This window comes from Paraburkholderia sp. BL9I2N2, assembly GCF_004339745.1.
Taxonomy (GTDB): Bacteria; Pseudomonadota; Gammaproteobacteria; order Burkholderiales; family Burkholderiaceae; genus Paraburkholderia.
Genome location: NZ_SMGP01000001.1, coordinates 1,132,150 through 1,152,852, shown reverse-complemented (window position 1 = coordinate 1,152,852; position 20,703 = coordinate 1,132,150). Strand labels below are relative to the sequence as shown.

Annotated in this window: 19 protein-coding genes; 3 read left to right on the top strand and 16 right to left on the bottom strand. The window is 63.0% G+C overall.

What is annotated here, in order from left to right:
* Nucleotides 1-167: 167 nt before the first annotated feature.
* Entirely contained in the window at nt 168-905 is a 738-nt protein-coding gene (locus B0G74_RS05310) for a hypothetical protein (RefSeq protein WP_132373944.1), read from the bottom strand.
* Nucleotides 906-911: 6 nt separating this feature from the next.
* Nucleotides 912-2,372 carry an IMP dehydrogenase gene (guaB, locus tag B0G74_RS05305; protein WP_132373943.1) on the bottom strand — a complete coding sequence of 487 codons (1,461 nt, stop codon included), beginning with the start codon at nt 2,370-2,372 and terminating at the stop codon, nt 912-914.
* Nucleotides 2,373-2,742: 370 nt separating this feature from the next.
* Here guaB and B0G74_RS05300 point away from each other — a divergent pair, with 370 nt between their 5' ends.
* A complete protein-coding gene (locus B0G74_RS05300; RefSeq protein WP_132373942.1) occupies nt 2,743-3,720 on the top strand; it encodes a DMT family transporter in 978 nt (325 codons plus the stop codon).
* 175 nt (nt 3,721-3,895) lie between these two features.
* Here the strand turns inward: B0G74_RS05300 and B0G74_RS05295 are convergent, their stop codons facing one another.
* Nucleotides 3,896-4,228 (bottom strand): RnfH family protein, encoded by a 333-nt coding sequence (locus B0G74_RS05295; protein ID WP_132373941.1) that lies wholly within the window; start codon nt 4,226-4,228, stop codon nt 3,896-3,898.
* On the bottom strand, nt 4,225-4,662 hold the full coding sequence (locus B0G74_RS05290; RefSeq protein WP_012433427.1) for a type II toxin-antitoxin system RatA family toxin: 438 nt from the start codon (nt 4,660-4,662) through the stop codon (nt 4,225-4,227). The genes B0G74_RS05295 and B0G74_RS05290 overlap by 4 nt, the downstream gene beginning before the upstream one ends.
* Nucleotides 4,663-4,762: 100 nt before the next feature.
* On the opposite strand from B0G74_RS05290, the gene smpB reads away from it, so the two are divergent.
* Nucleotides 4,763-5,209 carry an SsrA-binding protein SmpB gene (smpB, locus tag B0G74_RS05280; protein WP_042323149.1) on the top strand — a complete coding sequence of 149 codons (447 nt, stop codon included), beginning with the start codon at nt 4,763-4,765 and terminating at the stop codon, nt 5,207-5,209.
* A 191-nt stretch (nt 5,210-5,400) separates the two neighbouring features.
* Here the strand turns inward: smpB and B0G74_RS05275 are convergent, their stop codons facing one another.
* From B0G74_RS05275 to ppsA, 3 genes are all read right to left on the bottom strand, one after another.
* On the bottom strand, nt 5,401-6,333 hold the full coding sequence (locus tag B0G74_RS05275) for an SPFH domain-containing protein (RefSeq protein WP_132373940.1): 933 nt from the start codon (nt 6,331-6,333) through the stop codon (nt 5,401-5,403).
* 59 nt (nt 6,334-6,392) lie between these two features.
* Nucleotides 6,393-6,848, bottom strand: a complete 456-nt coding sequence (locus B0G74_RS05270; RefSeq protein ID WP_132373939.1) for an NfeD family protein — start codon at nt 6,846-6,848, stop codon at nt 6,393-6,395.
* Between the two features lie 167 nt (nt 6,849-7,015).
* Nucleotides 7,016-9,421, bottom strand: coding sequence for a phosphoenolpyruvate synthase (gene ppsA, locus B0G74_RS05265; protein ID WP_132373938.1), 2,406 nt, complete (start codon nt 9,419-9,421; stop codon nt 7,016-7,018).
* A gap of 532 nt (nt 9,422-9,953) precedes the next feature.
* On the opposite strand from ppsA, the gene B0G74_RS05260 reads away from it, so the two are divergent.
* Nucleotides 9,954-10,769 carry a pyruvate, water dikinase regulatory protein gene (locus tag B0G74_RS05260; RefSeq protein WP_041725110.1) on the top strand — a complete coding sequence of 272 codons (816 nt, stop codon included), beginning with the start codon at nt 9,954-9,956 and terminating at the stop codon, nt 10,767-10,769.
* Between the two features lie 75 nt (nt 10,770-10,844).
* Here B0G74_RS05260 and B0G74_RS05255 read toward each other — a convergent pair whose 3' ends face one another.
* The 9 genes from B0G74_RS05255 to rseP form a co-directional block, all read right to left on the bottom strand.
* Nucleotides 10,845-11,630 (bottom strand): RNA methyltransferase, encoded by a 786-nt coding sequence (locus tag B0G74_RS05255; protein ID WP_132373937.1) that lies wholly within the window; start codon nt 11,628-11,630, stop codon nt 10,845-10,847.
* A gap of 71 nt (nt 11,631-11,701) precedes the next feature.
* Nucleotides 11,702-12,451, bottom strand: a complete 750-nt coding sequence (gene rnhB, locus B0G74_RS05250; protein WP_132373936.1) for a ribonuclease HII — start codon at nt 12,449-12,451, stop codon at nt 11,702-11,704.
* Nucleotides 12,448-13,617, bottom strand: a complete 1,170-nt coding sequence (gene lpxB, locus B0G74_RS05245; protein ID WP_132373935.1) for a lipid-A-disaccharide synthase — start codon at nt 13,615-13,617, stop codon at nt 12,448-12,450. The genes rnhB and lpxB overlap by 4 nt, the downstream gene beginning before the upstream one ends.
* A gap of 3 nt (nt 13,618-13,620) precedes the next feature.
* Nucleotides 13,621-14,409, bottom strand: coding sequence for an acyl-ACP--UDP-N-acetylglucosamine O-acyltransferase (gene lpxA, locus B0G74_RS05240; RefSeq protein ID WP_132373934.1), 789 nt, complete (start codon nt 14,407-14,409; stop codon nt 13,621-13,623).
* A gap of 109 nt (nt 14,410-14,518) precedes the next feature.
* Complete coding sequence (gene fabZ, locus B0G74_RS05235) at nt 14,519-14,983, bottom strand: 3-hydroxyacyl-ACP dehydratase FabZ (protein ID WP_020065638.1); 465 nt, start codon at nt 14,981-14,983, stop codon at nt 14,519-14,521.
* Between the two features lie 209 nt (nt 14,984-15,192).
* A complete protein-coding gene (gene lpxD, locus B0G74_RS05230; protein ID WP_132373933.1) occupies nt 15,193-16,305 on the bottom strand; it encodes a UDP-3-O-(3-hydroxymyristoyl)glucosamine N-acyltransferase in 1,113 nt (370 codons plus the stop codon).
* A 56-nt stretch (nt 16,306-16,361) separates the two neighbouring features.
* Entirely contained in the window at nt 16,362-16,883 is a 522-nt protein-coding gene (locus tag B0G74_RS05225) for an OmpH family outer membrane protein (RefSeq protein WP_181916899.1), read from the bottom strand.
* Between the two features lie 61 nt (nt 16,884-16,944).
* A complete protein-coding gene (bamA, locus tag B0G74_RS05220; RefSeq protein ID WP_132373932.1) occupies nt 16,945-19,248 on the bottom strand; it encodes an outer membrane protein assembly factor BamA in 2,304 nt (767 codons plus the stop codon).
* A 67-nt stretch (nt 19,249-19,315) separates the two neighbouring features.
* A complete protein-coding gene (gene rseP, locus B0G74_RS05215) occupies nt 19,316-20,701 on the bottom strand; it encodes an RIP metalloprotease RseP (protein WP_132373931.1) in 1,386 nt (461 codons plus the stop codon).
* Nucleotides 20,702-20,703: the final 2 nt, after the last annotated feature.

Genomic DNA, 20,703 nt, shown 5'->3' with positions numbered 1-20,703 from the left:
TGCAGCGCGCGGGGCGCGGCGTTGAATTCAAAGCGGTCCACGTGGGGACGATCGAGCATGAAGCGTAACGATGCAGCGTGTTGGCGCGAGCGGCGCCGCAGGCTCTTGCCCGCGGCGCACGCAAACCAGATCCGAATGCTTCGGCGGACGGCGTGGCGCGCAACGCGTCAGCCATGAAACGGCGGCCGGGGCGCGCCAGGCGCGTCGGCCGCGCCGTTGCGCGCTTCGTCTCGCGCGGCCGCGGCTTGCGCCCGCGCTGCGCGTTCGGACGGCGTCAGACTGGCTTCGTCGACTACCGGATGAAGCGGTGCCCCTGCAACAGGACTTGTGGCACTGACGGGCCGCGTAACCGGCACGACGGGCTCGACGACCGGCTCAGCGTGATAGACCGGGAAGCCCGCTGTGACATGGCCCGGCTCGCGCCGGTTGGCCGCGTCTTTCGCGGCGTCTTTGGCCGCCTGCTTGTCGGCACGCTCGGCGGCGACGGCTTCAGCGAGCCGCACTCTTTCACGCCGCCGCACCGCGCCCGACAAACGCACACCACCCAGGCCGATCACCAGCAGCACCACGCCTGTCAGCACCGCGACGATCTGCCCGAAACCAGTCAGCGCCGGCGTATGCAGACCGAGCAGCCAGATCAGCATCAGCACGCCGGTCAGCCAGTTCACATGACCGACCACCTTGGCGACCGTGGAAGTAAGCGCGCCGTCGATCGACGCGTGAAAGGCCAGCCATGCGAGCCCGATCAGCGCCACGCCAAACCCCTGGCCGACCAGAGCCGGCTGGGTTTGCACCAGAAGCAGCGCGTTGTACAGCGAAGTCCACGGCGTCAGCAGAAACAGCAGGCCGAACGCAAGCAACAGCAAGGCATCGAGGATGAGTACAGCGCGCAGCAATGGCTTCATTGGCGTTTAGTCCACGTGGTAGTTGGGCGCTTCCTTGGTGATTTGCACATCATGCACATGCGACTCGCGCAAGCCCGCGCCCGTGATCTGCACGAACTCGGCCTTGTCGTTCATCTCGGCGATGGTGCGGCAGCCGCAGTAGCCCATGCTGGCGCGCACGCCGCCGATCAGCTGGAACAGGATCGCGTTGACCGAACCCTTGTAGGCGACGCGGCCTTCGATACCTTCCGGCACCAGCTTGTCGATGTTCGCGGAGTTGTCCTGGAAGTAGCGGTCCGCTGCGCCGTCCTTCATCGCGCCGACCGAGCCCATGCCACGGTAAGACTTGTACTGGCGGCCCTGATACAGGAACACGTCGCCCGGCGCTTCTTCGGTGCCGGCGAACATGCTGCCCATCATCACGGCATTCGCGCCGGCTGCCAGCGCCTTGCTGACGTCGCCCGAGAAGCGCACGCCGCCGTCGGCGATGACCGGCACGCCCGTGCCCTTCAGCGCTTCGGAAACGTTGGAGATCGCGGTGACCTGCGGCACGCCCACACCGGCGACGATCCGCGTCGTGCAGATCGAGCCCGGGCCGATACCGACCTTCACGCCGTCCGCGCCGTATTCGACGAGCGCCTTGGCGGCCGCCGCGGTGGCGATGTTGCCGCCGATCACTTCGACGTGCGGGAAGTTCCGCTTGACCCACTTGACGCGCTCGAGCACGCCCTGGCTATGGCCGTGCGCGGTATCGACGACGATCACGTCGACGCCCGCCTGCACCAGCAGTTCGACGCGCTCTTCATTGTCCGCGCCGACGCCGACCGCCGCGCCCGCGCGCAGCTTGCCGTGTTCGTCTTTACACGCGTCCGGGTGTTCGGTCTGCTTGGTGATGTCCTTGACGGTCATCAGACCGCGCAGTTCGAATGCGTCGTTGATGACCAGCACGCGCTCCAGCCGGTGGCTGTGCATCAGCGCCTTGGCTTCGGCGAGCGGCGTGCCCTCCTTGACGGTGACGAGGCGCTCGCGCGGCGTCATGATGTTGCGCACCGGCTCATCCAGACGCTCTTCGAAGCGCAGGTCGCGGTTCGTGACGATACCGATCAGTTGCGCGCCTTCGACGACTGGGAAGCCCGAAATGCCATGCTGCTGCGACAGCGCGATCACGTCGCGCACCTTCATCTGCGGCGGCACCGTGATCGGATCACGCACGACGCCCGATTCGAAGCGCTTGACCTTGGCCACTTCACGCGCCTGTTCGGCCGCGGTGAGATTCTTGTGGATGATGCCCACGCCACCCATTTGCGCCATCGCAATGGCGAGGCGTGCTTCGGTGACGGTGTCCATGGCGGCGGACACGAGCGGCATATTCAGGGAGATGTTGCGGGTCAGCCGGGTCTTGAGGCTGGTGTCGCGCGGCAGAACATCGGAGAAAGCCGGGACGAGGAGCACGTCATCGAACGTGAGTGCTGTTTGGATCAGACGCATGGCAAATCCTATAGGCGCAAAAGCGAATTATACGCGATACCTCCCTGGTTTTCACTGCACGAACAGCAGCTTAGCGAATTTCGGGCGGTTTTTTTCGCGCCATCGGGCCCCTGGATTTCGCTTGGCTGTTCGCCTCGGGTTCGATCGGGTTTCGTTTGCGCGTTCGGGCGCAGCGGGGTGTCGGCGGCCCGAAATCCCGCTCATTCGCGTCGGCGCACGGTCCGCCGGCCGAGCGCGCGAACTCCGTTGAGCACATGAAAACGCGTGCTCAAAGCGCACAAAAACCACCGGAATGCAGAATCGAACAAGACGCCCGGCCCGCCAACCGGCTATTCTGCCGACCATTCCAGTTATTTTGCAGGGGCAGTCGATGCAGCGCGGTGTGGCATATGGAGTAATGGCCGGGGCCTTATGGGGCATGGTTTTTCTGGTGCCGCGCGTGCTGCCGGACTTTTCACCGCTGCTTCTGAGCGCGGGCCGCTACACGATGTACGGCATCGTATCGCTGGCCGCCGCGCTGCCGATGGCGCGCTCGCTCGTCAAACGCCTGACCCGCGAGGATCTCGGCGCGCTGGTGAAACTGGCTTTGGCCGGCAACCTCCTCTACTACCTCCTGCTGACGGCGGCCGTGCACCTGATCGGCATCGCGCCGGCCTCGCTGATCGTCGGCGTGCTGCCTGTCACGGTGACGCTGCTGGGCCGGCGCGATCACGGCGCGGTGCCCCTCGCCCGCCTCGCCTGGCCGCTGACGATGGTGATGGCGGGCATCGCCTGTATCAACATCGATGTGTTCACGGTGGCGGACAGCACGCCGGTGAGCGTCGTCACCAAGCTGATCGGACTGGCCTGCGCGGTCGGCGCGCTCGGATGCTGGACGTGGTTCGCGGTCGAAAACGCCCGCTACCTGCAGCGTCAGACGCATTTCAGCGGCAATGAGTGGTCGGTTCTGTGGGGCGTGGTGACGGGCGCGCTCGGCGCGGCGCTGTGGCTCGTGATCGCCGTGCTGCCGGCGGGCGGCCCGCAAGGCGAACTGGCCGACGGCCGCTGGCACACTTTCTGGATGCTCAATCTCGGGCTCGCGATCGGCGCATCGTGGCTCGGCAACGGGCTGTGGAATGCCGCATCGAAACGGCTGCCGCTGACGCTCTCCGGCCAGATGATCGTGTTCGAGACGCTTTTCGCGCTGCTTTATGCGTTCATTTATGACCAGCGACTGCCGCGTCCGCTGGAACTGGCGGCCATTCTGCTGCTGGTGGCCGGCGTCTGCTGGTCGGTGCGCCAGCATGCGGACGACGACACGTCCGCGGTCGCACGGATCAAGAAAAAGCCGCAAGTCTCGGCGCCATGACGCGGAACGTGGGCTGGGACGTGGCTTGTGTGAGGATTGACGGCGCAGTTCGTGAGCGTGGACGCGGCCCGACTGAGGCTTGACAGAAGCAGTTCGTGGCCAGCAACGCTGCCCGACTAAGGTTTGATGCCAACAGTTCGTGGCAGCTGCCGTGCCTCGCCACGCAAAGATCCGCCTACCGCGAATCCTTGTTCTGCCAGCGACGCCCTTCGATCGAGCCCGCCTTGCGGGTCTTCTCGACGCGCCGCTGACGCGACACCTTCGGATCGACCAGCAGCGGCCGGTAAATCTCCACCCGATCGTGGTCGGCCAGCACCGTGTCGAGCGGCTTGAGCTTGCCGAACACGCCCACTTTCTGCGTGCCCAGATCGATCTGCGGGAAACGCCGCAAGATGCCGCTCGCGTCCAGCGCCTGCTGCAGCGTGGCGCCTGCGGGCAGTTCCACGCCAATCAACGCCTGCTCGCCAGCCGACGCATAGCAGACTTCAATCGACAAGCGCGCGCTCATGCCTTACCGTAGCGCTGATCGGCGCGCTTCACGAACGATTCGACGAAGGTATTGGCGATGTGGTTGAACACCGGTCCAATGATCTTCTCGAGGATGATGTTGGTGAATTCGTAGTGCAGCGCGAATTCGATCTTGCAGGCGTCGGCGCGCAATGGCGTAAAACGCCAGAAACCGGTGAACTTGCGAAACGGGCCGTCCGCGAACTCCATGTCGATGCGCGTGGGCCGCTCCATGCTGTTGCGCGTGGCGAAGTGCTGCTTGATGCCCTTGAAGTTGATATCGATCTTCGCCTCCATACCGGTTTCGTCCCGGCGGCGGATTTCGACTCCCCCGCACCAAGGCAGGAAGTTGGGGTAATCGGCGACGTCGGTGACGAGGTCGAACATCTGTTCCGCCGAATGGCGGATCAACACAGTTTTCTGGACATCTGCCATAAATTGAACAGCGCGTGGCAAGGGTGGACGAGCGCAGCGGGCTTTCCTCGCCCCGCTTTGCTAAAATCGTGATTTTAAACGAGTTGGGCACTTTCCATTCATGAGCATCATCGACAACAGAAAAGCCTTCTACGACTACTCGGTCGAAGAACGCTATGAAGCAGGGCTCGTGCTCGAAGGATGGGAGGTCAAGGCGCTGCGCGCCGGGCGCGGCCAGATCAAGGAAGGTTACGTCGTTATCAAGAATAACGAACTGTTCCTGATCGGCACGCACATCAGCCCGCTGCCCGAAGCCTCGACCCATATCAACCCCGACCCGGTACGCACGCGCAAGCTGCTGTTGCATAGCGAAGAGATCAGCAAACTGATCGGCAAGGTCGAGCAACGTGGCTACACGCTCGTGCCGCTGAACTTTCACTACAAGGGCGGCCGCGTCAAATGCGAGATTGGTCTCGCCAAGGGAAAGAAGCAGCACGACAAGCGCGAGACCGAGAAGAAACGCGATTGGGAACGTGAGAAGGCGCGTTTGATGCGCTCGCCGAGCTGATCGGCGGATTGGCCTGATTGGCGGCGGGTGGTGTGCGGATATGCCACGCTTCGGTTGCCGCTAACGCCCTGACCGGATAGCAAGCGGCGGGCAACCGGGCCCGCCAAGCGTTCAAATGAAAATGGCCCGCACTGTCCGCGGGCCATTTCTCTATTCAGCAGGTCAAAGCACAGTCGCAGCATTCAGCGCGTTCAGCGCACCTCAGTCGCGCCCTTCCCTTTGCTCACGATGGTCAGCGCCGAAGCGATCATCGAACTCATGTCCGCAAGATTGCCCGGCACGATCAGCGTGGTGCCCTGCTTCGCCAGATTGCCGAACGCGTTCACGTATTGTTCGGCCACCTTGAGGTTCACGGCTTCCATCCCGCCGTTCGACTGGATCGCGGCCGCGATCTTCTGAATCGCCTGCGAGTTGGCCTCGGCCACGGCCAGAATCGCCGACGCCTGACCTTGCGCCTGATTGATCGCCGCCTGCCGCTCGCCTTCGGACTTCTGGATCGCCGCCTCACGGCCGCCGGACGCGATATTGATCTGCTCCTGCTTGCGCCCTTCCGACGCGGCGATCAGCGCTCGCTTCTCGCGCTCGGCGGTGATCTGCGCCTGCATGGCGTGGAGGATTTCCTTGGGCGGCGTCAGGTCCTTGATCTCGTAGCGCAGCACCTTCACACCCCAGTTCGTCGCAGCTTGATCGAGCGACGACACGATGCTGTGGTTGATGAAGTCGCGCTCCTCGAACGTCTTGTCGAGTTCGAGCTTGCCGATCACCGAGCGCAGCGTGGTCTGCGACAACTGCGTGATGGCGAACACGAAGTTGCTCGATCCGTACGACGCCTTCATCGGATCGGTAACCTGAAAGTACAGCACGCCATCCACCTGCAACTGCGTGTTGTCGCGCGTGATACAGACCTGGCTCGGCACCTCGAGCGGAATTTCCTTGAGGATGTGCTTATACGCGATCCGGTCGACGAACGGAAACGCGAAGCTCAAACCCGGCGTCAGCGTACGGTGATAGCGCCCGAGCCGCTCAAGGACCCACGCATGCTGCTGCGGCACGATCTTGATGATCTGCGCCGCCAAGACGATCACGATGATCAGAAGCACCGCCCCGACGATGGTCGAATCCATTACTACCCTCCGGTCCGTAGTTCGAATAGTTGTTTGTGATGCGTGTGATGTGCGAACGCTCAGGCCGCGGTGGCCCGGGTGTTTGAATGACGCGCCGCCACCACGACGAGGCAGCTGCCGCGCAGTTCCGTAATTTCGTAGAGCGGCGCGTCTTCCGGCTCGCCCGCGGCCAGTTCGACGTCCCATGCCGCGCCGCGATAGTCGACGCGCGCCCGGCGCTCGTGCCACACCGGCACGATGAGCGTTTGACCGATGTCGAGATTGACGTCCGGGTTACGCGACGCCTCCTTGCGCGTTCTGCGGCCAAACCGCGAACGTCTGAGCAGCAGGACAGCCGCCAGCGCCACCACGGCCGCGACCGCGAACTGCACGTCGGCTCTGGCGCCCGCGAGGTGCGCAATCGCGGCCGCCACGCAGCCCAACGCGATCATCAGCAGATAGAAAGTGCCGCTGAGCAACTCCAGCACGACCAGCACACCCGCCCCGATCCACCAGAACAGTCCACCTGGCGCCACGTCGACCTCCACAAAGCAAAACACCCCGGATCTACCGGGGTGTTTATAGCACGAAGCGAGCGCATTTCAACGGACGATGCAGCACGGTTTCACGTGCATTCGACGCGCGCTTGACCTGCCGCATCGCACGTTATGCATGCCGCTTGGAAAGCGGCATGCCGTTCGCCTTACTGCTTCGCCGACTTCGCCAGTTGCTGCCACGTCTCGATGATCGTATCCGGGTTCAGCGAGATCGACTTGATGCCTTCATCGGTGAGCCATTGCGCAAAATCCGGATGATCCGACGGGCCCTGGCCGCAGATACCGACGTACTTGTCCAGTCGCAGACATGTGTCGATCGCGCGCTTCAACAGGAACTTGACCGCTGGGTCGCGTTCGTCGAAATCCACCGCCAGCAGTTCCATGCCGGAATCGCGGTCGAGGCCGAGCGTGAGCTGCGTCAGGTCGTTCGAGCCGATCGAGAAGCCGTCGAAGAATTGCAGGAATTCCTCGGCGAGAATCGCGTTCGACGGCACTTCGCACATCATGATCAGGCGCAGGCCATTTTCGCCGCGCTTCAGGCCGTACTTCGCCAGCAGCCCGACCACGCGCTCCGCCTGCTTCAGCGTACGCACGAACGGCACCATGATCTCGACGTTGTCGAGGCCCATCTCTTCGCGCACTTTCTTCAGCGCGATGCATTCCATCTGGAACGCTTCGGCGAAGTCGTCGGCGATGTAGCGCGACGCGCCACGGAAACCCAGCATCGGGTTTTCTTCATCCGGCTCATAACGCGAACCGCCGATCAGCTTCTTGTACTCGTTCGACTTGAAGTCCGACAGACGCACGATCACGGGCTTCGGATAGAACGCTGCCGCGATCGTGGCGATGCCTTCCGTCAGCTTGTCGACGTAGAAGGCGCGCGGCGATGCGTGACCGCGAGCGACGCTTTCGACGGCCTTCTTCAGGTCCTGATCGATGTTCGGGTACTCGAGAATCGCCTTCGGGTGAACGCCGATGTTGTTGTTGATGATGAACTCGAGCCGCGCCAGACCCACGCCTGCGTTCGGCAGTTGCGAGAAGTCGAAGGCCAGCTGCGGGTTGCCGACGTTCATCATGATCTTCACCGGAATCTCCGGCAGTTCGCCGCGCTGCACTTCGGTGATTTCGGTTTCGAGCAGGCCGTCGTAGATCTTGCCTTCGTCGCCTTCCGCGCACGACACCGTGACCAGCGCGCCTTCCTTCAGCACGTCGGTCGCGTCGCCGCAGCCGACCACCGCCGGCACGCCCAGTTCACGCGCGATGATCGCCGCGTGACAAGTACGACCGCCACGGTTCGTGACGATCGCCGAAGCGCGCTTCATGACCGGCTCCCAGTTCGGGTCGGTCATGTCGGCGACCAGCACGTCGCCCGGCTGCACACGGTCCATTTCCGACGGATCGTGAATCACGCGCACCGGACCCGCGCCGATCTTCTGACCGATTGCGCGGCCGGTGGCCAGCACGTTCGATTGACCCTTCAGCTTGAAGCGCTGCTCGGCCTTGCCCGCAGCCTGGCTCTTCACCGTTTCGGGACGCGCCTGCAGAATGAAGATCTTGCCGTCGCGGCCGTCTTTGCCCCACTCGATGTCCATCGGACGCTCGTAGTGTTTTTCGATGATGACGGCATATTTGGCCAGCTCGATCACGTCTTCGTCCGTGATCGAGAAGCGGTTGCGCTGCTCGTGCGCCACGTCGACGGTCTTCACGCGGCCAGCTTCCCCCGCCTTGGTGAATTCCATCTTGATCAGCTTCGAGCCGATCGAGCGGCGGATGATCGGGTACTTGCCTTGTTCGAGCGTGGTCTTGTAGACGTAGAACTCGTCCGGATTCACCGCGCCTTGCACCACGGTTTCGCCGAGGCCGTAGCTCGACGTGATGAAGACAGCGTCCTTGAAGCCCGACTCGGTGTCCAGCGTGAACATCACGCCCGCCGCGCCGACGTCCGAGCGCACCATGCGCTGCACGCCCGCCGACAACGCGACTTCAGCGTGAGTGAAGCCCTTGTGGACGCGATAGGAGATAGCGCGGTCGTTGTACAGCGACGCGAACACGTGCTTCATGCGATCGAGCACGTCTTCGACGCCGACCACGTTGAGGTAGCTTTCCTGCTGACCCGCGAACGATGCGTCCGGCAAGTCTTCCGCCGTCGCCGAGGAACGCACGGCGAACGACAGCTCTTCAGGCGAGCTGTTTTGCAGGGTGTCGAAACCCGCGCGGATGTCCGCCTCGAGCTGCGGCTGCATCGGCGCGTCGACGATCCATTGACGGATTTCCTTGCCCGCTTCGGCGAGCGACTTCACGTCGTCGACGTCGAGCGTCTCGAGACGTTTGGCGATGCGTTCGGTCAGGTTGTTGTGATGCAGGAAGTCGCGGAAAGCCAGCGCCGTGGTGGCGAAACCGGTCGGCACGCGCACGCCGGCTTCGGCGAGCTGACTGATCATCTCGCCAAGCGACGCGTTCTTGCCACCGACGATTTCCACGTCGGTCATCCGCAACTGCTCAAACGGAACTACATACGCCTTATCCTTTGCGACGGTAACTGCGTTAGTCATACAAGCCCCTAAGTGTGAAAGAAATTCACGGCTGTGCAAGTGGGCTCGAACGCGAGACGCCCATTGGAAGCGTGACCTCGCGTCTTGCACAACCTGTTGGAGAAGCAATCGCTGCAAATTGCCAGAAACGCCCGATGTGCGACGAAGAAGGCGAATGGACGAATTTACCGAGCGATCCACCACGTTCGCCGCAACTTGGCGACTAAAATACCGGCCAAAAGCGAGGCGTTGACCGACCGTTCGCGGTAAGTTAGACGCCAATCGCCTGCAATTGCTTATCCAACAGGTTGCCGCTATTCTACCGTGCCGACTCTCAAAATGTGACAGTCGGACGAGAATTGCGCCTCGAATCGCGCCCCGGACCGGCCGACGGGCTTTTGCGAGGCCCCGCCGCCATCCGGGCGCAGTTGCGGTGCCCACGGCGCGCTGGTCGAGTGCCGCTGCAGTCTCCGGTTAGCGACCGGGCAGCGTCGTCGACATAGCGATGTTTCTTTCGAGCGCTTTTTTCCGCTCACGTTCCCCAGCCCCACTGATGCCGCCCACCGTATTCATCGTCTCCGACGGTACCGGGATCACTGCCGAAACCTTCGCGCATTCGATCCTCTCCCAGTTCGACCAGAAATTCCGTCTGGTTCGCGTGCCCTTCGTCGACTCGACGGAAAAGGCCTACGCCACGCTCGAAAAGATCAACGAAGCGATCCTGCAGGACGGCCGCCGTCCGATCGTCTTCACGACGCTGGTGGACAGCGCGTCGAATCAGATCGTCAAAGGCTCGAATGCGCTCGTGCTGGACATGTTTCAGACGTTCGTCGAGCCGCTCGAACAGGAACTGGAACTGAAGTCGAGCCACGCGATGGGCCGCGGCCACCAGAACGCCGACACCGAGGAGTACAAGAACCGGATCGAGGCGATCAACTTCTCGCTCGCTCACGACGACGGTCAATCGAACCGCAATCTGGCCGACGCCGACGTGATTCTGGTCGGCGTCTCGCGCAGCGGCAAGACGCCGACGAGCCTCTATCTGGCCATGCAGTATGGCGTGAAAGCGGCCAACTATCCGCTGATTCCGGAAGATTTCGAACGCGGCAAATTGCCTACGCCGCTACTGGCGCATCGGCAGAAGATGTTCGGTTTGTCGATCGATCCGCAGCGGCTTTCCGAGATTCGCAACGAGCGCCGGCCGGGCAGCAAGTACGCGGCGCCGGAGAATTGCCGTTATGAAATCAACGAAGCCGAAGCGATGATGCGGCGTGAAGGGATCAAGTGGTTGTCGTCGACGCACAAGTCGATCGAAGAGATCGCGACGACGATCCTGCAGGAAATCAAGCTGGACCGGCCGTCTTATTGAGCCCGCGCGTGAGGCTCGATATAAGCCCGGTGGCTTGAAGCAGAGACACGCGCGGCAACGCGTGTGTCTTTCGTGTCAACTACAGCCGCGCTGCTGCCGGCACTGCTCGAATACGCACACAGCCGCCGCGGCGGCCACATTCAACGACTCCATGCCGCCCGGCTGAGGAATCGTCACCCGCAACGAAACCGCATCGCGCCAGATCGGCGAGACGCCCGCCCCTTCGTTGCCGAATACCCACGCGAGCGGTCCGCTCAGATCGCAATCGTAGATCGCCTCGGCGCCGTGCGAATCCGTGATCACGATCGGCACCGTGAGACGCTCGATCAACGCCTGCGCTTCCACATCTTCGTGAATCTGCAGCAGGAAGTGCGCGCCCATGCCCGAGCGCAAGACTTTCGACGACCACGCGTACGCCGTGCCCGGCGCGCAGAACACCTGTTGGATGCCTGCGGCCGCCGCGCTGCGCAGAATCGAACCGACATTGCCGGCGTCCTGCACGCCGTCGAGCACGAGGCAGGTTTGCGCGACCGTGTCGGGCAGCGGCGAGTCGAGCTTCTCGACCAGCAGCAGAATGCCCACGCCGTGCACGACATTCGACAACTGCCCGAACAACGCGTCCGGCAGTGTCACGAGACGATGATCTTCGATGCGCGAAACGATCGCCTGCGCTTCGTCGTGGCGCAGCGCGCCGTCGGTGACGATGCACATTTCCGGTTGCCCGGCGACGTCGAGATACGCGCTCGCGAGATGAAACCCTTCGAGCAGCGCGTGGCCGCTCTTGCGCTGTTGATGCGTCGAGCCGGCCAATGCCTTCAGGCGCTTGTAGAGCGGATTGTCCCGCGAGGTGATGGCTTTCACAGGCAGCGAAGGCAGTGAGAATAAGGAAAGGGTGGGTTATACGCGGCGCTCACGGGGCGCTCGTATGACGTTCAGGCGGCGCTGGCGCTGTGTTCGCCGAAGGCGTCGTCGTCGAACATGACTTCGGACACGACGATCACTTCACCCGACGGTAGCGGCACGCCCGTGCCGAAGCGCAGATGCGCTTCACGCACCGGCGCGAACGAGCGCCGATGATGCTCGCAAGGCCCATGCTCGCGCAGCGCCGCGAGATGCTGCGGCGTGCCGTAACCGGCATGCGCGTTGAAGCCGTAGACGGGATACGTCTGATGCAATTCGAGCAGCATCCGGTCACGCGTGACCTTGGCGAGAATCGACGCCGCCGAGATGCTTTTGATGAGCGCGTCGCCGCCGATCACCGCTTCACTGCGCACGCTCAGCGTCGGACAGCGATTGCCGTCGATCTTCACAAGCGTCGGCACGACGGACAGGCCTTCCACGGCGCGCTTCATGGCCAGCATCGTGGCGTGCAGGATATTGAGCGAATCGATTTCTTCGACCGATGCCGACGCGACGCAGTAAGCCAGCGCCCGGTCGATGATCTTGTCGTACAGTTCGTCGCGCTTTTTCGCGCTCAGCGCTTTGGAGTCGTCGAGGCCGCGAATCATCGGCCTGGACGGGTCGAAGATCACCGCCGCGGCCACGACCGGGCCGGCCAGCGGGCCGCGCCCTGCTTCGTCGACACCGCAGACAACGTCGTCCGGCGTCTCGAAGTTCAGGCCGACCTGTTGCGCCGCCGCTCCCGCGACGGTTTTGCGGCGAGGTGCGCGCGCCATGGTCACGGCCGCGCCTTCCGCTTTTCGATGACGCTCGCCACGACTTCCGCCGCGCGCTGCGCGGTATTCTGCTTCAGCACGTGATGCATCTCCGTGAAGATTTCCGTCAGCGTGCGCCGGTTGGTCTCGTCGCGCAACTGTTTCAGCGTGGCTTCGGCCAGCGCCTGCGGCGTGGCGAAATGCTGCAGGATCTCCGGCACCACGAAGCGCCCCGCCAGGATATTCGGCAGGCCGACGTACGGCAGATAGCCCTGGCGGCGCATGATCTGGCCGGTCAGCCAGGGCACCTTGTACGAGATCACCATCGGCTTTTTCAGCAGCGCCGCTTCGAGCGTCACGGTACCGCTCTTCACGAGGATCGCGTCGGCCGCGGTCATGGCGAGCTGCGCCTGGCCGTCGGTGATCGTCAGCGCGAGGCCGGGGTGCGAATCGACCAGCGGCCGCAGCATCTCGCGCAACGCCGGCGTGGCCGCCGGCATCACGAAGCGCAGACTCGGCTCCTGGTGCTGCATCATTTCCATCGCGGCGAAGAACGTCGGGCCGATCAGGTCGATCTCGGAGCGCCGGCTGCCCGGCAGCACGGCGATGATCGGACCATCTTCCGCCAGACCCAGCGTCCGGCGCGCGCCGAGCGTGTCCGGTACGAGCGGAATTTCGTCCGCGAGCGGATGGCCCACGTACGATGCCGCGACGCCCGCCTTCTCCAGCAGCGCCGTTTCGAACGGGAACACGCACAGCATGTGGTCGACCGCCTTGGCGATCTTCTTGATACGGCCGCCGCGCCACGCCCAGATGGACGGGCACACGAAGTGAACGGTTGGAATCCCCGCATCGCGCAACGGATGTTCGAGCCCGAAGTTGAAATCGGGCGCATCCACGCCGACGAACACCGACGGCGGCTCGGCCAGCAACTGGCGTTTCAGTTCGTTGCGAATGCCGAGGATGCCGGGAATGTGCTTCAGTGCCTCGACATAGCCGCGCACCGACAGCTTTTCCATCGGGAAGTGAGCGTCGAAGCCCGTGGCGATCATGCGCGGGCCGCCGATCCCGTAGTACTGGGTGCCGGCAGGCAGACGGCTCGCGAGGCCGTCGAGCAGCGAGGCCGCCAGCAGGTCGCCGGACGGCTCGCCGGCCACCATCGCGACGCGCAATGGACTGGGTTGCAATGCCATCGGTTAGCGGATGATGCCGCGTTGCGACGCTTCGACGAACGCGAGCAGCGTTTGCACTGGCGCATCGCCATCGCCGCCCGCGGACGCGAGTTCGCGCAACTGCACCTTCGCCTCTTCCAGCGACAGGCCGTTCTTGTACAACACGCGATACGCCGCGCGTAGCGCCGAGATCGCGTCCGGCGAGAAACCGCGGCGGCGCAACCCTTCCACATTGATGCCGTGCGGCTCGGCCTTGTTGCCCGCGGCGATCACGAACGGCGGAATGTCCTGCACCAGCGCCGAAGCGCCGCCCAGCATGGAATACGCGCCGATGCGCACGAACTGATGCACGCCCGACATGCCGCCGATGATCGCGTGGTCGCCGATCGTGACGTGGCCGGCCATCTGCGCGTTGCTCGACAGAATGACGTTGTTGCCGACGTGGCAATCGTGCCCGATGTGCACGTAGGCCATGATCCAGTTGTCGTCGCCGAGCGTGGTGACGCCCGCGTCCTGCACCGTGCCGGTGTGGATCGTGGTGAACTCGCGGATCGTGTTGCGGTTGCCGATCACGAGCCGGGTCGGCTCGTCCTTGTACTTCATGTCCTGCGGACGGCCGCCAACCGATGCATAGTGGCCGATCCGGTTGTCTTCGCCGAGTGTGGTGTGACCTTCGATCACGCTGTGCGAACCGACCGTGGTCCGCGCGCCGATCGTCACATGTGCGCCGATCACGGCATACGGTCCGACTTCGACGGATTCGTCGAGTTGTGCGCCCGGTTCGACGATCGCAGTGGGATGAATCCTGCTCATGCGTCCTCGCTTCTGATTCTGTTGCGTTGTCTGGATGGGCATCTGGCGGGCGGGCGGCGCGCGCATGACGCCGCCGACCGCCCGGACGCTGGTTTAAGCGCTAAGCGCGTTAAGCGTCCTTGTCCGTGTGCCGCACCGCGCACATCAGGTCGGCTTCCGCCGCGACCGCGCCATCCACTTCGGCGCGCGCCTTGAACTTCCAGATACCGCGCATGTGACGCTCGAACGTGCAGTTCAGGATCAGCTGATCGCCCGGTTCCACCACGCGCTTGAAGCGCGCGTTGTCGATGCCGACGAACAGATACAGCGTGTTCGACGGGTCGCTCGGCTCTTCCGAAAACGTCAGCAGCGCCGCCGTTTGCGCGAGCGCTTCGAGAATCAACACGCCCGGCATCACCGGACGGGTCGGGAAATGACCCTGGAAATACGGTTCGTTGATCGACACGTTCTTCAACGCTTTGATGCTCTTGTGCGGCTCGAGTTCGAGCACCCGGTCGACCAGCAGGATCGGGTAACGATGTGGCAGCAGCGTGAGAATCTTATGAATGTCGAGATTGATTTTTTCGGTGCTCATGGTGTTTCTGCTCACGCATTGACTGCGCGGTGATGACTGCGGATGCTGGTGCAGGTGGGTTGGTAACGCGTGCTGCCGGCGCTCGCCGTGACCTGGCGGCCGCGCCACCCGGTCACGGCAACCGACTTTGCTTCCTGATGCTTGCCCGCCATTTTACGCGGAGCCGGCAGGTTGCCCTGCGAAATGCCTAGCCAGTTGCCTTAAGATTTTCAGACTTTGTCGCCTGCGGCCTTGCTTGCCGCGTTGGCCACAGGGCTGTCTTGCTTCTCCGCCGCGGCGTTTTCAAGCGCCTTGATACGATCGCGGAGTTTGTCGATATTGCGCAGCAACGCCGCGCTCTTGTTCCAGTCTGCATGGTTCACGGCCGGGAAGGCACTGGTGTACATACCAGGCTTGAGCAGCGACTTCGAGACGCCCGATTTTGCCGTGACGATCACATAATCGGCCAGCGTAACGTGTCCGGCAATCCCGACCGCGCCGCCGATCATGCAATGACGCCCGATCGTGGTGCTGCCCGCGATGCCCGCGCAGCCGGCGATCACCGTATAGGCGCCGACCTTGCAGTTGTGGCCGATCTGCACGAGGTTGTCGATCTTCACGCACTCTTCGATGATCGTGTCGGCCATGGCGCCACGGTCGATGGTGGTGTTCGCGCCGATTTCGACATCTGCCGCGATCGACACGCCGCCGACCTGCGGAATCTTCACCCAGCTTCCGGTACGCGCCTCACCCTCGCCGACGAAATCCGGCGCGAAACCGAAACCGTCCGAGCCGATCACCGCGCCCGCATGCACGATCACGCGCTCGCCGAGCTTGCAACCGTGGTACACCGCGACATTGGGATAAAGATGCGAGCCCGCGCCGATGCGCGTGCCACGGCCGATCACGACATTGGCGTCGAGCCGCACGTTTTCGCCGATCACCGCGCCCGCTTCCACCGTGACGTGCGGGCCGATCACCGCGCTTGCGGCGATCTGTGCCGACGGGTCGATGGTCGCGCTCGGATGCACGCCGGGCGCCGCCTTGGGTGCCGCGAGGTCGATGAAGGTTTGTGCGACGCGCGCGAAGTAAGCGTACGGATTCGGCGTGACGATGAAGTTACGATTCTCGCGGGAAGCGAGCTTGGCGAGGTCGTCGGCGTTGATCAACACCGCGCCCGCACGGGTCGTTTCGACCTGCGACAGGTACTTCGGATTGGCGAGGAACGCCAACTGGTCCGGGCCTGCCTGGTCGAGCGGCGCGAGACCGCCGACGCACTGCGAACCGTCTCCGACTACTTCACCGCCGAACCGTTGGACGATGTCCTCGAGCGTAAATGCCATGCCTATCCTGTCTCCTGTGTCTACCTGCTCCGGACCACTCAGCCCGCCAGCCCCGTTCAGTTACCCGACGCCGCCAGCGCCTTGAGCACCTGATCGGTGATGTCGATGCGCGGGCTCACGTACACCGCTTCCTGAACGATCAGGTCATAGTGCTGCGCCTCGGCGATCTGCTTGATCACCTTGTTGGCGCGGTCGAGCACCGCCGCCAGCTCTTCGTTGCGGCGCTGGTTCAGATCTTCACGAAACTCGCGTTGCTTGCGCTGGAAGTCCGTGTCCAGCTGCGACAGATCACGCTGCTTCTGCGCGCGATCGGCCGGCGACATGGACGCGCCGTTCTTGTCGAGGGAATCGGACATCGACTTCAGCTTCTGCGCCATGTCGGCAAGGTCCTTGTCACGCTTGGCGAACTCGGCCTCGAGCTTGACCTGCGCAGCCTTCGCGGCAGCGGATTCGCGCAGGATACGGTCGGAATTCACCGCCGCGATCCTGGCCTCCTGCCCATGGGCAACCCCGACACCCAAGGTCATTGCCAGCGCCAGCGCGCACGCCACACGTTTCGAAAACATACCGGTTAGCAAAGTCATCCTCTCGATACTGTAGTTTGGCCGGGCCGGCCGCCGGGAACCGTCCGCCGCCGGATCAGAATGCCGTCCCGATCTGGAACTGGAATTTCTGATACTGGTCACCTTCATGCTTGACCAGCGGGAAACCCAAGCTGAGCTTGAGCGGGCCGATCGGCGAGATCCACGCGAGACCGACACCGTAGCCGTAACGCAGGCCGTTGGCGCCGATACTGTTGCCTTCCGTACCCCAGACGTTACCGGCGTCGAGGAACGTGAAGACACGCAGCGTGCGGTCGTAGCCCGTGCCCGGCAACGGGAACGTCAACTCGATGTTACCCACCAGCAGCTTCGAGCCGCCGATCGGGTCGTTCGTCTTGGCGTCGCGCGGACCCAGCGAGCTCGGCTCGTAGCCCCGTACCGAACCGATACCACCCGCATAGTAGTTCTTGAAAATCGGATAAGGCTTGCCGCCGAGGCCGTTACCGTAACCGCCCTGGAAGTTGAAGCCCAGCACGAAGCCGCGCGCAAACGAATAATAGTACTGCGCGTTGATGTCGGCCTTGTAGTACTGCGTGCCGCCGATCGGCGTGCCGTATTCGGCGTTCGCCTGCGTGAAGTAACCGCGGCTCGGCACCAGCGCGCTGTCACGCGCGTCGCGCGACCAGCCCACCGTGATCGGCACGTTGTTCGACACACGGCCGAACTCGTTCACGTAGTCGATGTAACTCTGCGGCGTGTTCGCGTCGACATCCAGCTGGTTCTGCTCGAGGCCGGCACCGAAGTACACCGTGTCGACTTCGGAGAACGGAATACCGAACTTCAGGTCGCCACCGACCGTGACGATCTTGAAGCTCGAATCCGTCGAGTAGTACAACGGCTGATACGTGCGGTAGTAGACGTCGGTAATGCGCTTGATGCCGTCGACCGTGAAGTACGGGTCGACCTGCGTGACCGTCAAGGTACGGTACGTCTTGGCGGTATTCACGTTCACCGCGAGGCTCGTACCCGAACCGAACACGTTGTCCTGCGACACGCCTGCCGAGAGCACCACCTTGTCGGTCGACGAGAAGCCCGCGCCCAGCGTAATCGCGCCGGTCGGCTTTTCGGCCACCTTGACGTCGACGTCGACCTGGTCCGGCGTGCCTTCGACCGGCACCGTGGTCACGTCCACATCCGTGAAGTAGCCGAGACGGTTGATCCGGTCTTTCGACAGCGCGAGGCGGTTCGAATCGAACCACGAGCTTTCGAGCTGGCGCATTTCGCGGCGCACCACTTCGTCACGCGTACGCGTGTTGCCGACCACGTTGATGCGGCGCACGTAGACGCGGCGGCTCGGATCTACTTGCAGCGTCAGGTCGACCTTGTGGTTGGCCTGATCGATCTGCGGCTGCGCATTGACGGTGGCGAACGCATAGCCGTATTCGCCGAGCTTGTCGACGATAGCCTTGGTGGTGGCTTGCAGCTTTTCAGCCGAGAAACGGTCACCCGGTTTGATCTTGATGAGCTTGGCCAGCTCCGGCTCACGGTCGAGCAGATTGCCCGCCAGCTTGATATTCGAAATCGTGTACGGCTCGCCTTCGTGCAGCGTGACCGTCAGATACATGTCCTTCTTGTCCGGCGAGATCGACACCTGCGTCGAGTCGATGTTGAACTCGAGGTAGCCGCGATTCAGGTAATACGAGCGGACGTTTTCGAGGTCGCCGGTAAGCTTGTCTTTCGCGTACAGGTCATTCTTCGTGTACCACGAGAACCAGTTCGGCGTGGACAACTGCATTTCGTCGCGCAGCGTGCCCGTGCTGAACGCCTTGTTGCCGATGAAGTTGATCTGGCGGATCTTCGCGCTCGGACCTTCGGCCACCGAGAACAGCACCGACACGCGATTGCGGTCGATCGGCGTGATCGTGGTGGTGACTTCAGCGGCGTAGTAGCCGCGCGTCAGATACTGACGCTTCAGTTCCTGCTCGGCCTTGTCGACCAGCGCCTTGTCGTAGTAACGGCCTTGCGACAAACCCACGGCGCGCAGCGCCTTGGTCAGGTTTTCCTTGTCGAACTCATGAATGCCGGCGAAGTCGATCGTGCCGATGGCCGGACGTTCCAGCACCTGCACGATGACGACGTTGCCTTCGGTCGCGATCTTGACGTCGTTGAAGAAGCCCGTGGCATACAGAGCGCGAATGGCTTCCGATGCCTTGTCGTCGCTGAAGGTGTCGCCTTGCTTGATGGGCAGATAGGCGAACACGGTACCAGGTTCGACGCGTTGCAATCCCTCGATCCGGATGTCTTGCACCACGAAGGGCGTCGTTGCGTGAGCAACCAGCCCATGCGCGGCGAATGCCGCGGCTATAACCGTCTTTGGAACAAAGCGATGAGGTTTAAACAACGTGCTTCCCCAGTGTGTATAGCTGCATCAGGTCGGGCGGTCGCCATCGTGAACGCCGCCGAACACTTTAAAAATGGATTAAACGAGCCAGATCGTTGAACAGCGCGATCGCCGACAATGCGACGATGCAGGCGAGACCCGCCCTCTGAAAAACGAGTTGCCAGCGATCGGAGACAACTTTACCGGTCACAGCTTCAACCAAATAATATAACAGATGACCCCCGTCCAATACCGGAATTGGTAACAGGTTCAGTACACCAAGGCTAATACTGACAAGGGCCAGGAACGACAGGAATGCAGAAGGACCTAGACGTGCGCTCTTTCCTGCGTAATCGGCGATCGTCACCGGACCGGAAAGATTTTTCAGCGACGCTTCGCCGACCACCATCCTGCCGAACATGCGCACCGAGTACACCGCGAGATCCCACGTGCGGTGCGCACCCAACTGCAAGCTTTCAATCGGACCGTAATGCACATCGATCGACGGCACTTGCGTGGCCAGTTCCGCGCCAATGCGGCCGATCTGCTGACCTGTCGTTTCATCACGCTGTGCCTGCGGCACGATGCTCACGTCTTCGAGCTTGCCCGCCGCCTTGCCGCCACGCTCGACCTGCAGCGTCACCGCTTTGCCGGCGTGCGATTTTACATAAGCGATGAAGGCCGTGGCGTTGTCGGTCGGAATGCCGTCGACGGCACGCAGACGATCACCCGCAGCCAGCCCGGCCTTTTGCGCCGCGCTACCCGGTTGCACACCCGCGACGGTCAGCTTGCCACCGCCCGGCTCGAAACCGAGATGCGACATGAAGTCGTCGTCGACGTCTTTCTCGCCGAGGCCGCGCAGATCGAGCTGGAAATCCGACGTGCCGTGCGCGTCTTTCGCGCTCAGCACGACGCGCTTGTGATCGAATGCCGCACCCAGCAGCTTCCAGCGCAGGTCCGACCAGGAGCGCACGGGCTCGGACTCGCCGGCGTTCTCGGCACGCACGGCCACGATCGTTTCGCCGCCCTCGAAACCGGCAATGGCCGCGGGCGTATTCGGCGAGGGCGCGGCGACCACCGCCGCCGGCTCCGTCACGCCGGTGGCGAAGACGAGCGCGAACAGCACGATGGCCAGCAGGAAGTTCGCGACCGGACCGGCCGCGACAATCGCAAAACGGCGCCACACGGACTGCCGGTTGAACGCATGCGGCAATGCTTCAACGGGGATCGGCTCGGTGCCGGTCTCGCGCTCGTCGAGCATCTTCACATAGCCGCCGAGCGGCAGCGCGGCAATGGTCCATTCGGTGCCCGTCTTCGGGCTCACCCATTGGAACAGCGGCTTGCCGAAGCCGATCGAAAAACGCAGCACCTTGACGCCGCACAGACGCGCCACGCTGTAATGCCCGTATTCGTGGACGACCACGAGTACGCCAATCGCGACCGCGAAGGCGAGCAGTTCGATCAGCAGGTTCATGT

Excerpts from the sequence above, each read along its gene's own strand:
- B0G74_RS05310 (WP_132373944.1), bottom strand. The coding sequence starts at position 905 with ATGAAGCCATTGCTGCGCGCTGTACTCATCCTCGATGCCTTGCTGTTG.
- guaB (WP_132373943.1), bottom strand. The coding sequence starts at position 2,372 with ATGCGTCTGATCCAAACAGCACTCACGTTCGATGACGTGCTCCTCGTC.
- B0G74_RS05300 (WP_132373942.1), top strand. The coding sequence starts at position 2,743 with ATGCAGCGCGGTGTGGCATATGGAGTAATGGCCGGGGCCTTATGGGGC.
- B0G74_RS05295 (WP_132373941.1), bottom strand. The coding sequence starts at position 4,228 with ATGAGCGCGCGCTTGTCGATTGAAGTCTGCTATGCGTCGGCTGGCGAG.
- B0G74_RS05290 (WP_012433427.1), bottom strand. The coding sequence starts at position 4,662 with ATGGCAGATGTCCAGAAAACTGTGTTGATCCGCCATTCGGCGGAACAG.
- smpB (WP_042323149.1), top strand. The coding sequence starts at position 4,763 with ATGAGCATCATCGACAACAGAAAAGCCTTCTACGACTACTCGGTCGAA.
- B0G74_RS05275 (WP_132373940.1), bottom strand. The coding sequence starts at position 6,333 with ATGGATTCGACCATCGTCGGGGCGGTGCTTCTGATCATCGTGATCGTC.
- ppsA (WP_132373938.1), bottom strand. The coding sequence starts at position 9,421 with ATGACTAACGCAGTTACCGTCGCAAAGGATAAGGCGTATGTAGTTCCG.
- B0G74_RS05260 (WP_041725110.1), top strand. The coding sequence starts at position 9,954 with ATGCCGCCCACCGTATTCATCGTCTCCGACGGTACCGGGATCACTGCC.
- lpxB (WP_132373935.1), bottom strand. The coding sequence starts at position 13,617 with ATGGCATTGCAACCCAGTCCATTGCGCGTCGCGATGGTGGCCGGCGAG.
- lpxA (WP_132373934.1), bottom strand. The coding sequence starts at position 14,409 with ATGAGCAGGATTCATCCCACTGCGATCGTCGAACCGGGCGCACAACTC.
- fabZ (WP_020065638.1), bottom strand. The coding sequence starts at position 14,983 with ATGAGCACCGAAAAAATCAATCTCGACATTCATAAGATTCTCACGCTG.
- lpxD (WP_132373933.1), bottom strand. The coding sequence starts at position 16,305 with ATGGCATTTACGCTCGAGGACATCGTCCAACGGTTCGGCGGTGAAGTA.
- rseP (WP_132373931.1), bottom strand. The coding sequence starts at position 20,701 with ATGAACCTGCTGATCGAACTGCTCGCCTTCGCGGTCGCGATTGGCGTA.